This window comes from Arthrobacter sp. 147(2020) (assembly GCF_013116715.1).
Classification (GTDB): domain Bacteria; phylum Actinomycetota; class Actinomycetes; order Actinomycetales; family Micrococcaceae; genus Arthrobacter_D.
The window spans coordinates 99,633-121,936 of the sequence record NZ_JABFOM010000001.1; the positions used below are offsets into that span (position 1 = coordinate 99,633).

Annotated in this window: 15 protein-coding genes; 3 read left to right on the top strand and 12 right to left on the bottom strand. The window is 62.5% G+C overall.

Features of this window, described 5'->3' with window-relative positions:
• Positions 1–256 precede the first annotated feature (256 nt).
• Complete coding sequence (locus HMI58_RS00470) at positions 257–5,410, top strand: Ig-like domain-containing protein (RefSeq protein ID WP_225667808.1); 5,154 nt, start codon at positions 257–259, stop codon at positions 5,408–5,410.
• Between the two features lie 84 nt (positions 5,411–5,494).
• Here the strand turns inward: HMI58_RS00470 and HMI58_RS00475 are convergent, their stop codons facing one another.
• The 11 genes from HMI58_RS00475 to HMI58_RS00525 form a co-directional block, all read right to left on the bottom strand.
• Positions 5,495–6,748 carry an ATP-binding protein gene (locus HMI58_RS00475; protein ID WP_171617782.1) on the bottom strand — a complete coding sequence of 418 codons (1,254 nt, stop codon included), beginning with the start codon at positions 6,746–6,748 and terminating at the stop codon, positions 5,495–5,497.
• Between the two features lie 86 nt (positions 6,749–6,834).
• Complete coding sequence (locus HMI58_RS00480; RefSeq protein WP_225667809.1) at positions 6,835–7,533, bottom strand: response regulator transcription factor; 699 nt, start codon at positions 7,531–7,533, stop codon at positions 6,835–6,837.
• An 83-nt stretch (positions 7,534–7,616) separates the two neighbouring features.
• Complete coding sequence (locus tag HMI58_RS00485; protein WP_171617784.1) at positions 7,617–8,591, bottom strand: BTAD domain-containing putative transcriptional regulator; 975 nt, start codon at positions 8,589–8,591, stop codon at positions 7,617–7,619.
• A 263-nt stretch (positions 8,592–8,854) separates the two neighbouring features.
• The gene (mmsB, locus tag HMI58_RS00490; RefSeq protein ID WP_171586247.1) at positions 8,855–10,054 is read right to left on the bottom strand and encodes a multiple monosaccharide ABC transporter permease; all 1,200 of its coding nucleotides are present in this window, start codon (positions 10,052–10,054) and stop codon (positions 8,855–8,857) included.
• A 5-nt stretch (positions 10,055–10,059) separates the two neighbouring features.
• Positions 10,060–11,589 carry a multiple monosaccharide ABC transporter ATP-binding protein gene (gene mmsA, locus HMI58_RS00495; protein ID WP_171617785.1) on the bottom strand — a complete coding sequence of 510 codons (1,530 nt, stop codon included), beginning with the start codon at positions 11,587–11,589 and terminating at the stop codon, positions 10,060–10,062.
• A 98-nt stretch (positions 11,590–11,687) separates the two neighbouring features.
• Positions 11,688–12,803, bottom strand: coding sequence for a multiple monosaccharide ABC transporter substrate-binding protein (gene chvE, locus HMI58_RS00500; protein ID WP_171617786.1), 1,116 nt, complete (start codon positions 12,801–12,803; stop codon positions 11,688–11,690).
• Between the two features lie 51 nt (positions 12,804–12,854).
• Positions 12,855–14,372, bottom strand: a complete 1,518-nt coding sequence (gene araA / locus HMI58_RS00505) for an L-arabinose isomerase (protein ID WP_318779095.1) — start codon at positions 14,370–14,372, stop codon at positions 12,855–12,857.
• Positions 14,369–15,088 carry an L-ribulose-5-phosphate 4-epimerase gene (locus tag HMI58_RS00510; RefSeq protein ID WP_171586250.1) on the bottom strand — a complete coding sequence of 240 codons (720 nt, stop codon included), beginning with the start codon at positions 15,086–15,088 and terminating at the stop codon, positions 14,369–14,371. The genes araA and HMI58_RS00510 overlap by 4 nt, the downstream gene beginning before the upstream one ends.
• Positions 15,085–16,782, bottom strand: coding sequence for a ribulokinase (gene araB / locus HMI58_RS00515; RefSeq protein ID WP_171617787.1), 1,698 nt, complete (start codon positions 16,780–16,782; stop codon positions 15,085–15,087). Before araB ends, HMI58_RS00510 begins: the two co-directional genes overlap by 4 nt.
• 143 nt (positions 16,783–16,925) lie before the next feature.
• Positions 16,926–17,960: a LacI family DNA-binding transcriptional regulator gene (locus tag HMI58_RS00520; RefSeq protein ID WP_318779096.1), complete on the bottom strand. Its 1,035-nt coding sequence runs from the start codon at positions 17,958–17,960 to the stop codon at positions 16,926–16,928.
• A gap of 54 nt (positions 17,961–18,014) precedes the next feature.
• On the bottom strand, positions 18,015–18,821 hold the full coding sequence (locus HMI58_RS00525; protein WP_171586252.1) for a carbon-nitrogen hydrolase family protein: 807 nt from the start codon (positions 18,819–18,821) through the stop codon (positions 18,015–18,017).
• Positions 18,822–18,893: 72 nt separating this feature from the next.
• Between HMI58_RS00525 and HMI58_RS00530 the strand changes: the two genes are divergently transcribed.
• Positions 18,894–19,388 (top strand): DUF427 domain-containing protein, encoded by a 495-nt coding sequence (locus tag HMI58_RS00530; RefSeq protein ID WP_171617788.1) that lies wholly within the window; start codon positions 18,894–18,896, stop codon positions 19,386–19,388.
• A gap of 233 nt (positions 19,389–19,621) precedes the next feature.
• Entirely contained in the window at positions 19,622–20,398 is a 777-nt protein-coding gene (locus HMI58_RS00535; protein WP_171587202.1) for a SurA N-terminal domain-containing protein, read from the top strand.
• 29 nt (positions 20,399–20,427) lie between these two features.
• Here HMI58_RS00535 and HMI58_RS00540 read toward each other — a convergent pair whose 3' ends face one another.
• On the bottom strand, positions 20,428–22,209 hold the full coding sequence (locus tag HMI58_RS00540; RefSeq protein WP_171617789.1) for a GGDEF and EAL domain-containing protein: 1,782 nt from the start codon (positions 22,207–22,209) through the stop codon (positions 20,428–20,430).
• Positions 22,210–22,304: the final 95 nt, after the last annotated feature.

The window sequence follows — 22,304 nt, forward strand, 5'->3', positions numbered from 1 at the left end:
CTGAGGCCCAGGCCCGCTGATTGTCAACGGAAACCCTTTGCCTCAGGGTAGTTTTTTCATGTGTGGTGGGACTTCGCCGATGGTGCCGGCGCTGGTTAAAGATATTCCCAAGGTGAAAGAGGGACTCTGTGCCCAGCTAACACCAGCAAACAGGGAGATCACCATGCGTACTAATCCCATTTTTCGCAAGCGGCAGTTCAGGGCGCAGAGTGATGCCCGCGCTCATCCCACATTCAGACGGCGCCTCACTGCCGGAATGATCACTGTTCTCCTGGCGGGTGGTGCATTGCCGGTTGTTGTTGCACCCGCCGCGCAAGCCGCACCGGTCGGTCAAGGGCTTACGCTCAACGCCGGCGACATGCGCTTCATTCTCAAGCAGATCAAGATTGCGGAAAATCACGCGACCAAGGAGGACGCCCAAGGCAACCCAGTTCCAGGTCAGCCGTTGCTCGGTTCCGGCCCCAACCAGATCGCCAACGCCCTGCTGCCCTACGGGCTGCGGACAGTGGACGGATCAGAAAACAATCTGGTGTCAGAGCGCACGGAATTCGGCGCCAGTGGCCTTCCGTTCCCGCGGTTGGCCACGCCACAATGGCGGACCACCGCAGCCGGTCAGACGTACAAGTCGGTGAACACCAATGTAACGGACGCCGAACCGAGGTTCATCAGCAACGTCATTGTGGATCAGACGTCCACCAACCCTGCCGCCATCGCTGCGGCCGGCCAGGCACACCGGACAGTCAATAACGCCGCTACGGCAGTGCCGTGTGATGCTAACGGTTTGCCGGCCGGTTGCGTGCCCGCCGGCGAAACCCTTGACATTCCCAACGTCACCACGGACTTCGGATTGTCACCCCCCTACAACGGAATGTTTGCCTTATTTGGCCAGTTCTTTGATCACGGGGTCGATTTCACCAAGAAGACCAAGAACTATGTGATGGTTCCGCTGGCCCAGGATGACCCGCTGATAATGGATGGCTCAGCACGGAATGCACCGTTCATGATCCTGAACCGAGCGGAGAACCAGCCCGGCCCGGACGGAAGACTTGGCACCGCCGACGACGTCCAGGATGGCACCAACACTGACTCGCCGTGGGTGGATCAGAGCCAGACCTACGGCTCACATTCCTCCCACCAGGTCTTCCTGCGGGAATACGAGATGAATGCCGACGGAAAGCCGGTTTCCACCGGCGAGCTGATCGAAGGTGTACCAGGAGGGATGGCCACCTGGAAGGACCTCAAAGCACAGGCATCCTCGAAGCTCGGACTGTTGCTCTCCGACGCCGACGTCGCCGACCTTCCGATGCTGGCCACTGACCAGTATGGGCGCTTCCTCCGGGGACCCAACGGCCTGCCCCAGTTCATCAACCAGGATCTCAGCCTGACTGAAGGAAACCTGGAAACCCCGGTAGCCCCTCCCGCCAATGTGCAGCGCGTCGGCATCGCGTTCCTCGACGACATCGCCCACAACGGCAATCCCTTCAATTCCCAGACCGGCGCGGCACTTACGGCGGACACGGATACCGAGATTGCGGAACCCACCTCCCGCCAGCCAGCGGGGACCTACGACAACGAAATGCTTGACACCCACTTTGTTGCTGGAGACGGCCGCGTGAACGAGAACATTGGCCTCACCGCTATTCACCAGATCTTCCACTCCGAGCACAATAGGCTCACCGGTTACATGAAGGACCTGCTGACGTCCCTGAACCTGGACCTGAATGAGTGGAAGTTGCCCTCGGGTCAATGGAACGGTGAACGCATCTTCCAGGCGGCCAGGTACGTGACGGAAATGGAATACCAGCACATCGTGTTTGAAGATTTTGCCCGGAAGATCCAGCCTGGCATCAACCCCTTCAACGTCTTCACGCAGTCCGACACAGGAATCAACCCGGCGATCATGGCCGAGTTTGCCCATGCAACCTACCGTTTCGGCCACTCAATGTTGACTGACACGGTCGACCGGAAGACCAACACGGGATCCGATCTTGGTCTGCCCCTGCTTGAGGCTTTCCTCAACCCGCCAGCCTACTACGAGAGCACCGAAGGGACGCTCACTCCGGAGAAGGCCGCTGGCGTCATTGCCATGGGCATGACCGACCAGGTGGGTGCAGAGCTGGACGAATTTGTCACTGACACCCTGCGCAACAACGTTCTGGGTCTGCCACTCGACTTGGCTACCCTCAACATCGCCCGCGGACGGGAAACCGGCATTCCATCGCTGAATAACTTCCGCAAGGAACTGTACCGGACAACCGGCGAATCCTCCCTGAAACCGTACACCAGCTGGGTGGACTTCGGGCAGGGACTGAAGCACCCAGATTCGGTGGTCAACTTCATGGCTGCCTACGGCACGCATGAGACCATCCGAAACGCCACGACGATCGCTGGCAAGCGCGCTGCCGCTCAGCTCCTGTTTGACATGAATCCTGCCAACACTGACACACCGGCCGACGCGTACGATTTTGTCAACAGCACGGGAGCCGATTGGACGCCTGTCAACGGCAACTCCACGACGGGTGTCGACGGCGTCGACCTGTGGGTAGGCGGCCTCGCCGAATCACAGAACCTCTTCGGAGGTTTGCTTGGATCGACCTTCAACTACATTTTCGAACGTCAAATGACTGACCTGCAGGACGGTGACCGGTTGTACTACCTGTCCCGCACTTCGGGCCTGAATCTTCGCACCCAGCTTGAAGGGAACTCACTGGCGGAGTTGATCATGCGCAACACCGATGCAAAAGCCCTGAAAGCTGACGTGTTCGGAGTAGCCGACTGCGAGTTCGAACTGGAGAACATTGTGCCGACCACCGGCAACAATGTGGCTGACGATCCTACCTCAGCCTGCAACGAGTCAGCGCTGCTCCTGCGGATGGCTGATGGCACCATCCGTTACCGGCTGACTAATACCGTGGACCGCCCAGGGCTCAACGCCCAGTCCACCTTCAACGGCACACCCGCCCGCGACAGGATCTGGGGCGGTATTGACAATGACACCGTCTGGGGAAACGACGGTGATGACATCGTTGAAGGCAACGATGGTGCTGACACTGTCCTCGGCGGCGAAGGCAACGACATCATCACTGACTCCCACGGGGACGACGTGCTCAAGGGCGGACCCGGCAACGACGCGATCGACGCCGGCCCGGGCCTGGACATCATCATGTCCGGTACAGGTGATGACTTTTCCAACGGCGGCCTCAACGGAAACGAAACCTTCGCGGCGGAAGGAAATGACCTTATCCTCTCCGGTGACGGACCGGACGCTGTCTTCGGCGGGGGAGGAAATGACTGGATGGAAGGCGGCAACGCCAACGATCTCCTGCAAGGCGACAGTGGCGCTCCCTTCTTCGACGATCTCAACGACCCGGGCCACGATGTACTCATTGGGGACAGCGGCGAGGATGACTACGATTCAGAGGGCGGCGACGATGTCATGGTCGGCGGCCCGGGTATCGAGCGCAACCACGGCCTCTACGGCTTCGACTGGGTGACCCACGCTCGGTCCGGAGAAGCCGCGGATTCCGACATGCGCATGGTCATCGTGGAAGGCCCCAACGCTCTTCGGGACCGCTTCCTGCTGGTTGAAGGGCTGTCCGGCTGGGATAAGAACGATGTCCTGCGCGGCAACGATGATATCCCTTCAGAACCGGACGAAGAGGTAGCAGTGCCCGGGGCGAGCAACGTTCTCACCGAGGAAGGTATTGGACGGATCAGAGGTCTTGCTGAACTGCTGCCGGCAAATGCCACCACGTTCGGGGAAGGAAACATCATCATCGGCGGATCGGGGAGTGACCAGATCTGGGGCAATGGCGCAGATGACATCATTGATGGGGACAGGTGGCTCAATGTGAGGCTCAGTGTCCGTACTGATGTGAATGATCCGGCCACTGAAACCCGGACCGAAAGCACCTTGAAAAATCTCCAGGCGGACATCATGGCGGGAACCATCGACCCAGGCAAGGTAGCTATTGTCCGGGAAATTCTTTCCACACCAGGGGCCACAGATGTGGATACCGCCAACTTCTCAGGGGCGCGTGCCGAGTATGCCATCAGCACTGAGAACGGCGTCACCACGGTGGCCCATACCGGCGGTACCGGCGCAGACGGCACCGACCGCATCACCAATGTTGAACAATTGCGATTCACTGACGCCACGGTCGACCTGACCGAAACGTCAGCACCCACTGTGACGGGGCGCACCCCGGCGGAGGGAGCCACCACTGCCGCAGTTGCGGGCAACATCACGGCGACCTTCAGCGAGGCTGTCAGTGGCGTCAACAGCACGTCGGTCACTCTGGCTACAGCCGCTGGCGCCCCAATCCCGGCTGTCGTGACCTACGACGCCTCCACCAGGACAGCGACGCTGAACCCCAACGCAAACCTGGCCAATGGCACCCAATACCGGGTGAACCTGGCAGCAACTATCAGGGATGCAGCGGGGAATGCACTACCGGCAACCACCTGGACCTTCACCACCATCGGGACTGCCCCGACGGTGACCGGACGGACCCCAGGGGTGAACGCGACGAACGTGCTGATCAACGGCAATGTCACAGCCACCTTCAGCCAGCCCGTCACCGGAGTCAGTACCACCACGGTTCGGTTGGTTAATCCGACCGGCGCTGCGGTGGCAGCGGTAGTCAGCTACAACGCGACCACCCGCACAGCAACACTGAACCCGAACGCCAACCTGGCAGTGAACACCCGTTACACGGTGCAGCTGACCAACGGCATCAGGAATCTGCAGGGAACCGCAATCCCAACCACCAGTTGGGCCTTTACCACCGAAGCCGCTCCAGCAATCACCGGACGGGCCCCGGGGGTGAACGCGACGAACGTGCTGATCAGCTCGAATGTCACGGCCACCTTCAGCAAGCCCGTCAACGGGGTCAGCGCCGCTACCGTCCGGTTGGTTAACCCGGCCGGCGCTGCGGTGGCAGCGGTAGTCAGCTACAACGCGACCACCCGCACAGCAACACTGAACCCGAACGCCAACCTGGCAGTGAACACTCGTTACACGGTGCAGCTGACCAACGGCATCCGGGACCTGCAGGGAACCGCGATCCCCACCACCAGTTGGGCTTTCACCACCGAAGCCGCTCCCGCCATCACCGGACGGACCCCAGGAGTGAACGCGACCGGTGTCAGCAGAACCGGCAATGTGAGCGCCACCTTCAGCAAGCCCGTCACCGGAGTGAGCGCCACCAGCGTCTGGGTGACCAACCCGGCCGGGGCAACAATGTCAGCGGTAGTCACTTACAACGCCACCACCCGGACTGCCACACTCAACCCAAATGCCACCCTGGCAGCTAACACCAGCTACACGGTTCGCCTCTCCAACGCGATCCGGGATGCTTCGGGGATTCCGTTGCAGGCAACGGCCTGGTCGTTCAGGACTGGAGGGTAATTGACACAGTGAGTTGGATCGGCAGAGGCCGGGCTCGGGATACCGGGCCCGGCTTCTGTCTGTCTAGGACAGACATAGGGTGGCTCAGCGTGCCGCATCGGCGCGAGGAGCGCCCAGTATCACCACAACACGGGTTCCCTCTCCCAATCGGGATCGGACCTCGATGGACCCTCCGGCTTCACTAATCGCATCCTTCATGATCATCAAACCTAGATGTCCTTCGCGCGGTTGAGCTTTCGCATCAAATCCGATCCCATCGTCATGAACGACCATCACCGTGCGACGCGCTTCCCGGGTGAGAACCAGGTCCACGGTGCGCGCATGGGCGTGCTTCGAGATGTTCATCAGAATCTCACGGGCAAGGCGGTAGAGGACCGCCGACTGTTCCGAACTGAGATCGCTACATTCGGCAAGTTGCGAGCGGACGTCGACTCCCTGGTCCTTCAAAGGTTCGGTGAGTCGCTCCAGCGACGAGCACAGGTCAAGGTCCTGCACGTCGGTGAGGTAGAGCGCGCTCGTCATGCTCCGCAGCGTGCGAACGTTTTCCTGCAGCATAGTCCGCGATTGGTTGAGGAATTGCTGCTGACCTGGGTCTCCGTGGGTTTCTTGCGACTCCATTGCGTAGGCCAACCCTGAGAGGTCCTGGATGACCTCATCATGTAGCTCCCTGGCAATCCTTCGGCGTTCCATTTCGGAGGCGTCCATGGCGCGCTGTAGCAGCAACCGTCGGACAACCTGGTGCCCCTGAACCCTTCGCGCCAATCGGACCGCAGGAACCAATTGCGCCAACTGCAGCACCACGAGAGCCAGCAGGATGGCGGGCACAATTCCGAGCAAGAGGTCGCCGTGCTGCGCCCGCACGTTCTCGTCGTCGTAATAGGCTTGCACAATCAACGGGTCTCCGTCGGCTCCGCGAGATCCGACCAGCACCTCGACCAACTCTTCAGTACCCCCGTCAAGCTCGTGTATCAACTCGTCACGACTCTGATAGGTCACCGATCCTTGGCCTTCTGCCAGAAGTGCAGTACTACTCTCCCGCAGCTCTAGTTCCCTTCCGATGAGGGTAGGTACATTCGAGTAGATGACCTGGCCATCCGCGTTCAAAACCTTAATCCTTGACACTGCCCCGTTAGCGATCCAGGGAGAAAGGCGATTATCCAGCCGTCGAATCGACTCCGGATTACCCGCCAGGAGCTCATCGCTCACCAGCGGACCAACAGCGTAATCGGCGAGCCTTTGGGTGATGCCCTTTGCGTTTTCGAGGGCGTAATCCTCAGATACTTCACGGATCCAGAAACCCACAGGAATTGCCACGATAACAAGGGCGACCAGCCCCATGAGAAGGAATCTGTACACGGCTATTCTGACTTCAGAACGTTCCGCCCCACTCACAGGCGGTGCGGGGAGATAAGCTGGCTCCATTGTTAAAGTGCCTGATATGCCGACAGAAGGCCAAGTTTCCTGGCAGTGACAACCGCCTCCAACTGCGAATGTGCACCCAGTTTCGCGAGGATTGTCTTTACATGGCCCCGGCACGTGTTCTGCGATATGCCCAACGCCACGCTACTGGCCTTCACATCACTGCCCTCGGCCATCCTGCACAGAACCTCCATCTCCCGCGGTGTCAGGTATGGGACCGGGACATCGTTGATACGAGCACGTCGTCGTTCAACCAGCTGAGCGAGCAGGGTCGGGTGCACCACCATGCTTCCACGCCGGGCATGGCGGAGTGTATCGAGCATGATGGCCAAAGATCCGTCTTTTGGAAGGAATGCACAGATGCCGATTCCGGCTGCCCTCTCAAGGGCCTCAGGTGTCGGATCGCCGGTAAGCATAATTATCCGGGTCTGGGGTTGCTCGGCCAGGATTCTTTCAGCCGCGGTGATACCTGTGCCGTCCGGTAGGTGGAAGTCCATTACCACGACGTCGGGAAGCAGATCACGCCAGAGCGCGATGCCCGCTGCAACGCTGCAAGCGAAACCGACGCTAAGCAGATCCTCCTCACGGTTCAACGCCCCCGCGAGGAGCTCCGCGAAGGTCGCATGGTCGTCGATTATCAGAACCGTCGTCGGTTTGATGGCAACCGTCTGTTCAATATCTAAATCTGACTCAAATACTGACATGATCTGTCCCCCGCCAGAGCCCGCCCCCAACGGGATCATGTCACCCGGATCAGATCTTGTACAGAGCGAACCTCAACGAGACCTCAGCAGGCGGCGAGTGCGCGCCGCAGGAACGAATCGACCACTTTTCCCGCCTCCTCGAGCGAAGCGCGGATTTGCGACGCGGAAGTGGTTGTTATCGGGCCCAAACTGCCGGAAGATCCGGCGCTCAGCCGGTCATTCAGCATCAACAATGCCGACAGTACGTCCGACAATTCGTTGCTGTTCGCGGCGGTAGCCTGCAGTAACCGGGCATGGGCTGCCCTTAGAGCCGGGCCGGGCTCGCAGCCCAGTTCGCGGTTCAGGGCCTGACGCCATTGTTCATAGGCACGAAGGCATTCTGCATAGTGGCCAGCCTCTTCGAGACCCGTAATCAGGAGGGTCCAGGCCGACTCATTGAGCGGGTCTTCGATCACTGCACGCCGTGACCAAACCACCGCCTCATTGAACTTGCCGAGCTTCAGCGCGGCTTCCGCCGCCCGTATCCTGGCCCCGGTGACGCGGCCAGCATGGAAGCCCCTCTCTTCCTCAGCCCAGCCAGGCAGCAATTCATCACCCAGCAATGGAGCCACGGCCAGTTCAAGCGCCTGGCACAGCAGCGGGTAGGAATCCGCCAGAGTTGCCTGTTCAGCTATCGCGATGAGGTTATTGAACCGGGTCACATCAAGATCCACCATCGACCGGTCCATCAAATAGCCTCCGGGCGTGGTCTGTAGCGGTCCATACTTCCCCAAACCCGGTTGGAGGCGCCGACGCAGCACGCTGACGTAGCTTTCCAAGGTGGCCAATGCTGCGGCTGGCGGATGCCCTTCCCAGATCATTTCGATCAGGCGGTCCTTAGAGACCGGAGTCCCGAGTCGAAGGAGAAGGATCTCCAGGATCTTGCGAGGTTTCGGCCCCCCAAGCTCGTGTGGATGCACCATTGTGTTACCGCGCTGTATCCGAATGCTGCCAATAATTTGCACTGACAAGTGATAGGTAGTTGGAACGGGTGCGGACAAATCTCTATTGATATCCATTGAGCGCCTCTCCCAATGATGGAATAACCCAATTCTGCAAGACCGGTGACCGTCGCCCAACCCCCACCTAGGTGGTCGAATCCGCCCAAATTTGGGGGGGAGTAGTCGGTGGGAGTCAAAAGGGTGAGCCCAAGATAGTGCACCTATTGCCGCAAAGACGCACCCCAGCACAAAAACGGCCCCGCGGCCAAGAAACGCCGGAAGCAACCGGCAATCCTTGGCCTCAGGGCCGTTTCTCTGTGTGGGGTCAGACGTGACCCCAGCTATTTCAGCGCGTTCCCGGCGCGGCGCTTGTTGAAGATGTCGAACGCTACTGCGAGCAGCAACACCATCCCCTTGATGAACTGCTGGAAGTCGGTGCCCACACCCAGCAGCGACATTCCATTGTTCAGCACGCCGACGATCAGACCGCCGGTAATGGCACCGATGACGGTACCCACACCGCCGGTCACTGCCGCCCCACCAATGAAAGCAGCGGCGATCGCGTCCAGTTCGAAGAGGTTACCTGCGCCGGGTCCGGCGGAGTTCAGCCGGCCGGTGAAGATCAGGCCGGCGAGGGCGGCAAGCACCCCCATGTTCACGAACAGCATGAAGTCGATCCGCTTGGTGTTCACGCCGGACAGCTGGGCTGCCTGCAGGTTGCCACCACGGGCGTAGATGTGACGGCCAAAAACTGTCTTGTTCATCACGGCACTGTAGAGAACCACCAGCAGCCCGAGGACCACCAGCACGATTGGGGTACCGCTGCGCGAGCTGGCCAGGAGGTAGGTGAGTCCCAGGATGATGAAGGTACCGAAGGCCACCTTGGTGTAGAACCAGCCGGCCGGCTCATCGATGAGTCCCAGCTTGGCCCGGGTGGCCCGACCGCGAAGCATGCTGACCACCAGGAGGATGGCTGAGATGACACCGAGGGCAACCGTGGTCCAGTCAAGAATGTTGGTATCCGCCGGGAATAAGCCAGGGAACAGGAAACCTCCGCCCAGCTGCCGGTACTCCTCCGGGAAACCGGTAATCCGCGCGTTCTCCAGGGTGATCTGGGTCAGGCCGCGGAAGATCAACATGCCAGCGAGGGTCACGATGAACGCTGGTATCCCCACGTAGGCGACCCAGAACCCTTGCCAGGCACCCACCAGGGCGCCAACGAGGAGGGAGGCAGCAAACGCCATCCACCAGTTGAAACCCCAGTCCCGGATCATCACCCCGGACATAGCGCCCACGAAGGCGGCCACGGATCCCACCGACAGGTCAATGTGACCGGCGATGATGATCATGACCATGCCGATGGCGAGCAACAGGATGTAGCTGTTCTGGACGATGATGTTGGAGACGTTGTCGGCCTGCAGCAGCCTGCCGCCAGTAAGGACCTGGAAGAGGACAACAATTACCAACAGCGCTAAGAAGATGCCGATTTGTCGGAGCCGGCTAGTGAGAAACTGAGCGGCGTCCTTAACGGTAGAAGCCATTGAAGTTAGTCCTTTTCCTTGGTCATGTACTGCATCAGAGTTTCGGGGGTGGCCTCGCTGATGGGGACGTCGGCGGTGATGACGCCCTCGGCGAGGGTGTAGATCCGGTCGCAAATTCCCAGAAGCTCAGGAAGTTCGGAAGAGATCACGATGACCGCTTTACCGTCGGCTGCGAGCTGATTGATGATGGTGTAGATCTCGTACTTGGCACCGACGTCGATCCCGCGGGTCGGTTCGTCAAGAATCAGGACATCCGGGTCGGAGAACATCCACTTGGACAGCACCACCTTCTGCTGGTTACCACCGGAGAGTTTTCCGGTGATGGATGCAACCGAGGGTGCCTTGATGTTCATTGACTTGCGGTAACCCTCAGCGACGACGGTTTCCTTGCCGCCATCCACCCAGCCCCTGTTTGCGAGCTTGTCGAGGGCGGCACCGGAGATGTTGCGCTTGATGTCGTCGAGCAGGTTGAGCCCGTACTTTTTGCGGTCTTCGGTGGCGTAGGCCAGGCCATGCCCGATCGCCTCCGTCACGGTCCGCGCCTTGATCGGCTCACCGGACTTGTAGATAGATCCGCTGATGTTGGATCCGTAGCTGTGACCAAAGATGCTCATGGCCAATTCGGTGCGGCCCGCGCCCATCAGCCCGGCGATGCCCACAATCTCACCGGCCTTGACTGAAAGGTTTGCCCCATCGATGACTACCCGTGAGTGCTCGGTCGGGTGGTGCACCGTCCAGTTCTCCACCCGCAGCACTTCCGCGCCGATGTCGGGGGTACGGTCCGGGTAGCGGCTGAGCAGGTCGCGGCCGACCATGCCCTTGATGATGCGCTCCTCGGTGACTGATCCGTCGTGAAGGCTCAGGGTCTCGATGGTCTTGCCGTCCCGGAGAATGGTGACCGAGTCGGCGATGGCCCGGATCTCGTTGAGCTTGTGGCTGATGATGATGCAGGCGATGCCCTGGTCCCGAAGCCCCTTCACCAGGCCCAGCAGGTGCGCCGAGTCCTCGTCGTTGAGTGCAGCGGTGGGTTCGTCGAGGATCAGCAGCTTAACGTTCTTGGAGAGCGCCTTCGCGATTTCCACTAGCTGTTGCTTGCCGACGCCGATCTCTCCGGCCTTGGTGGCGGGGTTCAGGTTAAGTCCCACCCGGTTGAGCAGCTGGGCTGCGAGGTGGTTGGTCTCGTTCCAGTCGATGATGCCGCGTTTGGAGCGTTCGTTGCCGAGGAAGATGTTCTCCGCCACTGACAGGTACGGGGACAGGGCCAGCTCCTGGTGGATGATCACCACACCCAGTTTTTCGCTGTCCTTGATGTCACGGAAGGCAACGGTTTTGCCTTCGAACACAATGTCGCCCTCATAGGTCCCGTGCGGATAGACGCCGGAGAGCACTTTCATCAATGTTGACTTACCGGCGCCGTTTTCGCCGCAGATCGCGTGTACTTCGCCAGGCGCCACCTCAAGGCTGACGTCCTGGAGTGCCTTGACACCGGGGAAGGACTTCGAGATCTGGCGCATCTCCAGGATGTGCTCTGCCATGGGATCCTCAGTTCATCGGGGGTAAATACTGGAACTTCAAGAAAAAGATGGATCTGCGGTCGGCGGCCCGGGAGGCCGCCGACCGCAGGATGAGGGGGTTAGAGCTCGTCAGCGGTGTAGTACCCGCTGTCGACCAGAACTTCCTCGTAGTTGTCCACAGTCACGATGGTGGATTCGAGCAGGTACGAGGGGACGACGATCTCGCCGTTGTCGTACGTCTCGGTGTCGTTGACCTCGACCTCTTCACCGTTGATGATCGAGTCGACCATGGTCACTGCACGCTCGCCGAGTTCACGGACGTCCTTGAAGATGGTCGAGTACTGCTCGCCAGCGATGATCGACTGGACCGAACCAACTTCGGCGTCCTGGCCGGTGACGATCGGCAGGTCGTCTGCCGAGTATCCGCCCGAGGTCAGCGCCGAGATGATGCCGATCGACAGGCCGTCGTACGGGGAGAGGACGCCGTCGACGGTTTCGCCGCCACCGATCGTCAGGAGATCTTCCATGCGGTCCTGGGCGGTGTCGGGCAGCCAGCGAAGGATTGCTGCCTGCTCGAAGTCAACCTGGCCGCTCGGCACGTTGAGGACGCCGCTGTCCAGGTATGGCTGCAGGACGCTCATGGCGCCGTTCCAGAAGAAAGTGGCGTTGTTGTCGTCGGGGCTGCCGGCGAAGAGCTCCACATTGTAGGGGCCCTCTTCACCCGTTTCCTCACCGTTCTCATCCAGGACACCCAACCCGGTCAGCAGCGAAGTGGCCTGCTGGACACCCACCTGCTCGTTGTCGAAGGTGGTGTAGTAGTCGACCGTGTCGGAACCGTTGATCAGGCGGTCGTACGCGATGACCGGAATGTCCTGCGCCTCGGCAGTGTCGAGCACGCTGGTCAGCGTGGTGCCGTCGATCGAGGCAATGATGAGCGCCTCAGCACCGCCGTTGATCATGTTCTCGATCTGGGAGATCTGGGTGGGAATATCGTCGTTGGCGAACTGCAGGTCCACTTCGTACCCGAGTTCCTCCAGCTGTGCCTGGACGTTCTCGCCGTCAGCGATCCAGCGCTCTGACTGCTGGGTCGGCATGGCCACACCAATGCGTGCGCCCTCGGTTGAGCCGCTTTCGCCGGCTTCGCTGCCGCCACGGTTGCTTCCGCCGCAGGCGGTGAGGCTGAGCGCCAGCGCACTGGTGGCAGCGATGCCAACGAGGAATTTCTTCTTCATCATTGTGTTTACCTTTCATTTACCGGGCACCAGTGCCCGGTCCTTTTGGTTCGGTTAGAGTTTCTGGGCAAGTCGGTAGTAGGCGGAATTCCACCGCAGTTCACGCTGGAATTCGCGCAGGGTGGTGGAGCTGTTAATGCTGAGCAGCTCGGTCCCGGCGATGTCGGCGAAGTCTTCAAAGACGTCCAGCCCGACGGCGGTGCTCATCACCGTGTGATGAGCGGCTCCGGCGCTGAGCCAGGCAGCGGCCGACGTCGCGAGGTCCGGCTCCGGCTTCCACACGGCCCGAGCCACGGGAAGATTAGGCAGCGGCGCGTCCGGCGGCACCACCTCGACGGCGTTGGCCGTGAGCCGGAACCGGTCGCGCATGTCGGACATGGCGACGACGACCCCGGGGCCAGCATCGGCATCGAACACGAGCCTGACCGGGTCCTCCCGCCCACCAATCCCGAGCGGGTGGACTTCGAGGGTCGGCTTCGAGGTGGTCAGCGACGGGCAGACCTCCAACATGTGGGCGCCGAGGATCTTCTCTTCGCCGGGCACCAGGTGGTAGGTGTAATCCTCCATCAGCGAGGCGCCACCGGGGAGTCCCGCGCCCATGACCTTCGCCGCGCGCACCAGGATGGCGGTTTTCCAGTCGCCCTCCGCACCGAACCCGTACCCCTGGGCCATCAGCCGTTGCACCGCCAGTCCGGGAAGCTGACGGAGCCCGCCAAGATCCTCGAAACTGGTGGTGAACGCCCCGAAGGATCCTGACTCCAGGAAGGACTTCAGGCCCAGCTCCAGCCGCGCGCCGTAGCGGAGGGAATCGTGCCGGTCGCCTCCGCTCCGCAGATGACCGGCGACGTCGTACGTGTCCTCATACTCGGCGATCAGCTCATCGATGTCGGCCTCGGACTGCGCGTCCACCGACTCCACCAGGTCGTTGACACCCCAGGTGTTGACCGAGACGCCGAACCGGAGCTCGGCTTCGGTCTTGTCCCCCTCGGTGACGGCGACGTTGCGCATGTTGTCCCCGAAACGGGCCACCTTCAGTTCGTGGACGGCTGCCCAACCGGCAGCGGCACGGGACCACGAGGAGATCTGAGCGGTAACGGCCGGGTTGGACACATGCCCGACGACGGTCTTCCGCGCCATCCCGAGGCGCGAGGCGATGTACCCGAACTCGCGGTCACCGTGGGCGGCCTGGTTGAGGTTCATGAAGTCGAAGTCGATCTCGGCCCACGGGAGTGCGACGTTGATCTGGGTGTGGAGGTGCAGCAACGGCTTGCGCAGTGCGTCCAGTCCAGCGATCCACATTTTCGCGGGGCTGAACGTGTGCATCCACGCGATCACGCCGATCGTCGAGTCGCTGGCGTTGGCTTCCAGCGCGGTGCGGCGGATCGACTCGGAGTCCTTCAGGGTCGGCTTCCAGATGATCTTGACGGGCAGTCCGCCGAGCATGCCCACGATCTCCTGGGACTGCTCGGTGACCTGGCGAAGGGTGTCCTCCCCGTAGAGGTCCTGGCTACCGGTGAGGAACCAGATCTCATAGTGGTCCAGATCGGTGCGTAGAATCCCGGGCGAGGTCACAGTGCGGCTCCTTTAGGTGCGGGCGTGGATTGCCCGTAGACGTTCTGATAGCGGTCGAAGAGTGATTCGATGTGGGGTTGCCCGATGGTCAGGGGCTCGCCCAGCTGGCGTGCAATGTGGATGGTGCGGGCGACGTCCTCGAGCATGACCGCGGCCTTGACGGCGTCCCGCGCGTCCTTCCCGATGGTGAAGGGCCCGTGGCTCTTCATCAGCACGGCGCGGGACCGGTGTCCGGTGAGCGTCTCGACGATTCCACGGCCGATCGAATCGTCCCCGATGATGGCGAACGGGCCCACGGGGACTTCGCCGCCAAACTCGTCGGCCATGGCGGTGATGACGCAGGGGATGGCTTCGCCGCGGGCGGCCCAGGCGGTGGCGTAGGTGGAGTGGGTGTGCACCACCCCGCCGACGCGGGGCATGTTCCGGTAGACGTAGGCGTGGGCGGCGGTGTCCGACGACGGCGAGCGCTCGGATCCCGCCGTGCCGGGGATGACGTTGCCGTCGAGGTCGCAGAGGATCTGGTTCTCCGGGCTCAACTTGTCATAGTCAACCCCGCTCGGCTTGATCACGAAGAGATCCATACCGGGCACCCGGCCGGACACGTTGCCGCCGGTCCAGACGACCAGGCCGTACCGCACGAGTTCGGCGTGGAGATCGGCAACCTCCTGCCGGATCCGGCTGATGGTTTCTTCCTCGCGGGCTGTGAAGGTGCTCATGCGCTGACCGCTGCTTTCGAATAGGCCTCACGGCGGATGTCCTTTAGCCGCTTCATGACCTGGTTCTCTCCCCGGCCGAAGTAGTCGTGGAGCAATTCATACTCGGCGTACAACCGGTCGTACGCGGCGGCGCGTTCCGGGTCGGGAAGGTAGGCGTCCCGGTTGACCTGGCCCATCGCCGCGGCTGCGGCGCGGACGTCCGGGTAGGCGCCGGCGGCGACCGCCGCGTGGATGGCCGACCCGAGGGCCGGGCCCTGGTCGCTGCCGATGGTGGAGATGGGCATCCTGAGGACGTCGCTGTAGAGCTGCATCAGGAACCGGTTCTTCAGGAGTCCGCCGGCAGCGATGAACTCGGTGACGGGGACGCCCGCGGTGTTGAAGGTTTCGACGATTTTCCGGGTTCCGAAGGCTGTCGCTTCGAGCAGTGCCCGGTACACTTCGTGGGCTTTCGTGGAGAGGGTCATCCCCACCACGGTCCCTGAGAGCTGGTGGTCGACGAGGACAGACCGGTTGCCCGAGTGCCAGTCCAGTGCGACCAGTCCGTGCCCGCCCACTGGTTCGTCCTGCGCCTGTTCGGTGAGGTACTGGTGGACGGAGAGGCCGGCGTCGTCGGCCTTCCGCTTGTCAGCGGCGGGCACCTGGTTGTCCACGTACCAGCCGAAGATGTCGCCTACGCCAGACTGTCCGGCCTCGTAGCCGTACAGTCCGTCGACAATCCCGCCGTCCACGACGCCGCACATGCCGGGGACTTCCCTGAGCACGTCGGAGTTCATCACATGGCAGGTGGAGGTGCCCATGATTGCTACCATCTGGCCGGGATCCGTTGCCTGCGCTGCGGGGGCCGCGACGTGGGCGTCGACGTTGCCCACCGCGACGGCGATGCCAGCGGGGAGTCCGGTCCAGCCGGCTGCCTCTTCGGTCAGCGTGCCGGCCTGTGAGCCGAGCGCCCCGATCGGGTGCTTCACCTTGTCCTCGGCGAAGGAAGCGAAATCCGGGTTGAGGGCTGCGAGGAAAGCCTCGCTGGGGTATTCACCGTCCTGGAGGATGCCCTTGTACCCGGCGGTGCAGGCGTTGCGGACGTACTCGCCGGAGAGCTGCCAGACAATCCAGTCGGCCGCTTCGACCCAGCGCTCCATCTGGTTGTACAGCTCGGGGTCTTCCTCCAGCAGTTGCAGGCCCTTGGCGAATTCCCATTCGCTGGAGATGAGACCGCCGTAGCGCGGCAGCCAGCTTTCGCCCCGCTCTTCGGCGATACGGTTGATGCGGTTCGCCTGCTCCTGGGCCGCGTGGTGCTTCCAGAGTTTTACGTAGGCGTGCGGCCGAGTCTCAAGACCGGGGAGTTCGTTGAGCGGGGTGCCGTCCGCCGTCGTCGGCACCATGGTGCAGGCGGTGAAGTCGGTGGCGATGCCGATGACGTCCCGCGGGTCGACTCCTGCGTTCCGCACGGCCTCGGGAACTGCGGTGCGGAGCACATCCACGTAGTCGGAAGGGACCTGGAGCGCCCATTCCGGTGGCAGCTTCTCACCGGTGGCGGCGAGCACCCGATCCATGACCGCGTGAGGGTACTCGAGGACGGCTGAACCCAGCTCTTCACCGTCGGAAACGCGGACGACGACGGCCCGCCCGGACAGTGTGCCAAAGTCAACTCCGACAACATAGGCTGTCGCGTGCTCAGGGCGGGGCTGTGGTCCCAAAGGTTGACCTCTTTGTCTGTTTCGAACGGATAGCTACCCCAATGTGACCGGTCACATATGGTGCATTCAGTAAGTGAAACAGAGCCGATGAGAAGGTGTCAACGAATAAATAATCTCAATTGGGTAACGCAGCAGGCGACTCGTTAGCCCTCAGGGGGTGCGGCGGCGGAGTTGCGGACCACCAGTTCGGGGACCACATGACGGTGGTGAGTCTCCGGTTCGCCGCGAAGATCCGCCAGCAACAGCGCAATGCAGCGCCGCCCCAACTCGGCGAAGTCCTGCCGGACGGTGGTCAACGGCGGCAGGAAGTGGGCCGCCTCCGGAATGTCATCGAACCCCACCACGCTGATGTCCCGAGGCACGTCCAGGCCACCCTCCCGGAAGGCGTGAATGAGCCCCAGCGCCATCTGGTCATTGGAAGAAAAGACAGCCGTGAAATTGCCGTCCCGGAGCAGTTCCTTCCCAATCCGGTACCCGGATTCGGCGGTCCAATCGCCGACCAGAGGTTCAGCCGCCTCGGCGCCCCAGACTGACATTTCCACCCGGAAGCCGCGGATCCGTTCCCCGGTCTCCACCCAGCCCTTGGGGCCGGTGACGTGGACAATCCGGCGGTGACCCAGTTCCAGCAGGTGACGGGTAGCCAGCCGTGCGCCAGCGACCTGGTCCACGGACAGCCGATGGTCCTCCAGCCGTGCCGTCGAGTGAACCGTCACGAAGGGGATGTCGATGGAAAGGTGCTCGATTGCCTCAAGGGTCTTGAACTGCGGCGCCTGAATGATCAGGCCCTCCGCCGCGTGGCCTACCAGCCGGTCCAGTGCCTTGGTGATCGAGTCGTCGTCGGTGACGTTGGCAATGTCCACCAGATAGCCGGCGTCGCGGGCGGCCGACTCGATCGCTGCGAGCGACGATGAGGGGCCGTAGTACGCACCATGGGAAACCAGCACACCAATGATCCCAGACCTGCTGGTGACCAGCATACGGGCTGCCCGGCTGGGCCGGAACTGCAGCTCCTCCATGGCGGCGAGCACCTTCAACCGGGTGGACTCCCGGACGCTCGCGTGACCGTTGATGACCCGGGAAACCGTCTGGTGAGAGATCCCTGCCGCCCTCGCGACGTCGCGAATGTTCGCGGCCCGTGGGGCCGCGCGTTTCTCCTCACCGGGGCGGGACACATTCACACCATGAAGGTTATCCCACGGCTGCTGTCCTGGCGGGGCCGACCGGGATCAACCTCAGTGGGACTCGACGATCTCCTCGTTGCGGGCGAACCGGCGGTTCTTGAGGACCGGTAGGAACTCCCTGACGTCGGCGATCCGCCGCCGGGATACGTCAGTGGTTACCACTGACTCGTCCTCGTCGGTCAGGAAAACCTGCGGGATGCCCATCGGATCAATGATGGCCGAGTGACCGATCGTGTGTCCGCTGGAGGTGCCAGCCGCGGCAATCCAGACCGTATTCTCAATGGCACGGGCCTTCAGTAGGGTTTCCCAGTGGTCCACCTTGTGGTCGCCCTTGAACCAGGCCGCTGGCACCAGGATCAGGTCGGCGCCACGGTCCGCGAGCGCGCGCGCCTGTTCGGGGAACCGGATGTCGTAGCAGGTCATGAGTCCAACGGAGAGGTCGCCGATGGTGACCACCTTGATGCCGCCGTCGCCCGGTTTGATCCGGGTGGACTCCTGGTAGCTGAACGCGTCGTAAAGGTGCAGTTTGCGGTACGTGTCGACGATCCGGCCGGTGGCATCGACCAGGACCAGGGTGTTGTAGGGGCGGTCCTCGCCGCTGGCTTCGTACCCGCCAGCAACCACCGCGATGCCCAGTTCCACGGCCATGAAGGACAGTTGCTGCACGAACTTGGACCAGTTCTCGTCAACCGCGGCAACGAGCGAGCCCTCCACCTTCCCGATGGAGAACATGGATTCCTCGGGAAAGACGATCAGCTCCGAGGAGTCCGAGCGCGCCTGCTCGGCAAGCCTGCGCATGGTCGCCAGGTTCTCCGAAACGTCCCCGCTTGGGCGGAACTGCCCAACACTGATCTTCATCGTTGCCGCTTTCAGTTAAGAAACAGGTGCCCTCACAGCGTACCGAATGCTGCCAGGTCCTATCGTTGGGTTATGAGACTGCAACGTATCGCCCCTGGCCCCGGCCAGGAATCCGTCTGGGACTACCCGCGACCGCCACGGTTGGAGGCCAGCAGCGAGCGGGTGGTGATCGAGTTCGGTGGGGTGGTCATCGCCGACACCACCAACGCGGTACGGGTCCTGGAGACCAGCCACCCGCCGGTGTACTACGTGCCGATCGCCGACTTCGAGGCTGGTGCGCTGGTCCAGGCGGAGGGATCCTCCCTGTGCGAGTACAAGGGGATGGCTGCCTATTACGACGTCGTCGGTCGGCGGCACCGGGCGCCGAGGGCCGGGTGGACCTACCCCGACTCGACACCCGGGTTCGAACCTCTGCGCACCCGGGTGGCCATCTACCCGGGTGCCATGGACAAATGCCTGATCGACGGCGAGGTGGTCCAGGCCCAGGAAGGTGACTTCTATGGCGGCTGGATCACCAAGCGCATCGTCGGGCCATTCAAAGGAGCCCCCGGCACCTGGGGGTGGTGAACCGCTTGCGCAGCTCTGGCGGGTGACCTCCCCCCTTGGTGCAGTTGTGGCGGGTTGCAGGTCGATTGACCCGCCACACCTGCACACATCCCCGGGATACTGAGCTGCCCAGCGGCCGTAACCCACCACAGCTGCACACCGGGTTGTTGTGGGGCGCACACGCGACGCCCAGCTAACACCCATTGAAGCCTGATAGCTTCGCAGGTTGGTTAACTAACTGGCAGGAGATCGTTGTGCGGAAGAAGTTGTTACTGAGTATTGCTTTGGCTGGGATTGTCTCGGTGGTGTCGGCATGTGGCACCGCTGATGACGGCAGTGAGTCGGGATCCGAGACGTCGCAGGCACCCGCCAATGAGAGCGCGGCCCCCGAGGCAGCACCCGAGGTCGCCGACCCTGATCTTGAGGGCGTCCCCGACGTCGTGGCAGTGGTTAACGGCACCGAGATTCCGAAGACCGACTTCGAGGCCGTCTACACCGCGCAGTATGAGACGGCAGCAGCTCAGTCCCAGATGTCGGGCGAACCCGTTGATCAGGACGCGCTGAAAAGCCAGACGATCGAGGGCATGATCGGCACCGAGCTGCTGATCCAGGAAGCAGCCGAACGGGGCATCGAGGCAACGGACGAAGCGATCACCGCTGCATTGGACGAGCTGGTCGCGACCTACCAGCTCAGTTCAGCCGACGAGTTCTACTCCACCCTGGCTGAACAGGGCACCGACGAGGAGACCGTCAATGAGCAGCTGGCCACGCAGGTTCAGGTGGAGCAGCTGATCGAGGAAGAGGCCGGCGACACCGCGCCCACCGAGGAGGAGCTGACCGCCGCGTACGACGAGGCTGTGGCACAGCAGGAGGAGCAGAACGCCGCGAGCGAAACGGAAACCGAGATTCCCCCGTTCGAAGAGGTGCGCACCGCTCTTGAGGAGCAGCTCCAGACACAGAAGCAGTCGGCTGCCGCCGAGTCACTGGTTTCCAGCCTTCGCGAGGCTGCCGAGGTGACGGTCAACCTGTAACCCAGGGACCGTTGGGCGGCGCCGGGTGTTCAGCCAGCGGCGCCGCCTATAGTGTGAACCATTTCGGTCGGCTCCATCGCGAACCAGGAGGCCAGTTCCGCCGCCGGTAGCGGCTTGGCGTAGTGATACCCCTGCGCGAGGTCGCAGTTGAGGTCGATCAGGGCCTCCCGTTGCCCCTCGGTTTCAACGCCCTCCGCGACCGCCTTGATCCCGACGGCGTGGGCCAACTGCACGCAGCTGGCCACAATGGCCGAGTCGCCGCTGTTGACGCCCAGCCCCGAAACGAAGGACCGGTCGATTTTCAGTTCGTCGATGGGGAACTGCCTGAGATAGGTGAGGCTTGAGTAGCCGGTCCCGAAGTCATCGACGGCCAGCCCGACGCCGAGTGCCTTCAGCGCGCTGAGTGCCCGGAGAGCCGCCTCCGGTCCCACCATGAGTGAGGTTTCGGTCAGTTCGAGGGTAAGCAGCGACGGGTCGAAGCCGTGGCGTCCCAGCACCGAGGCGACCCGTCGTGGCAGCTCCGGATCGGCCAGCTGCCGGGTGGAGAGATTCACCGCCATTTCCACCGGTCCCCGCGCGGGATCCTCGTCGGCCCAACGCATCGCCTGGGCCACTGCCTCGTTGAGCACCCACGCTCCGAGTTCGCGGATCAGCCCCGATTCCTCGGCCAGACCGATGAAGTCCGACGGCGGCAGCAGTCCCCGGCTCGGGTGCTCCCAGCGGACGAGGGCTTCCACACCGGTCAGCCGTCCGTCCCGCAGGTTCACCCGTGGTTGGTAGTACACGCGCAGTTCGCCGTCGCTGATGGCGTGGCGCAGCTCCCCAAGGAGCTGCAACCTGTCAACGGCGGGATCCGACTGCGAGGGATCGTGCAGTTCCCAGGTGTTCCGCCCACTGGCCTTCGCCTGGTACATCGCGATGTCGGCCCGGCGCAGCAGGCGTTCCGGGGTGTCACCGTCCTCGCAGACCGCCGCGCCAATACTGGCGCTCACCACCACTTCCAGGCCCTCGATCATCAGTGGCTCCTGGAGGGCACTGAGCAACCGTCCTGCCATTTCGCTCACCTCGTCGACCCCGGTCGCACCGTTGACGGTCTCGACGATGACGAACTCGTCGCCCGAGAGCCGGGAGACGCGCAGCGGATCACGGGCGGCATCCTGGAGCCGTCGCGCCACCGAACTGAGCAGTTCGTCGCCCGCGGCGTGACCAAGGCTGTCATTGACAGCCTTGAAGTGGTCCAGGTCAACGAAGAACACGACGGCGCGCCGTCCGGGCGCGGCGCCGGCGAGTGCGGCCTCCAGCGTGGTGATCAACGCGGTCCGGTTCAGCAGTCCGGTCAGGGCGTCGTGCGAGGCGAGGTGCTGCAGTCCCGCCTCGGCCGCAGCTCGCCGCGCCTCCGACTCTTCAGCTTGTCGCCTCGCTTGGAGAAGGTGTTGTTCGTAACGGCGCCGCTGATGCGCCCCAAAGATCCCGACCCGCACCATGGCGGGAGCGCCCTCGGATTCGGGCACCCGGGTCGCGGACAGCAGGGCGGCACGCCGCACCCCGTGCCTATCGATCACCTCAAGCGTCTGTTCCTCGACCAAACCGATCAGGTGCAGTTGGGGAATGCAGTGCATGGTGTACAGAAACTGGTCGCTGGCGGGCAGTAATTGGTGCAGCGGCGTAGCGAGCAGATCTGCCCGGGTGAAACCCGACCAGGAGAGGAAAGTGTCGTTGACGGCGGTGATGGTGCCGTCGTCGTCGGTCAGCAGGTAGCCGCAGGGCGCCTGCTGAAACAATGCCTCGTAGTCCAGCCCGTCGTCGCTCACGGCGAGGCCCGGGGCGCGGGGTGTGCCCGCTCGTGAAACGCCATTGCTGCCACCTCGGAAAGTGTGTGCGACGGCCGGTCTGTGGGCCGTCGGCT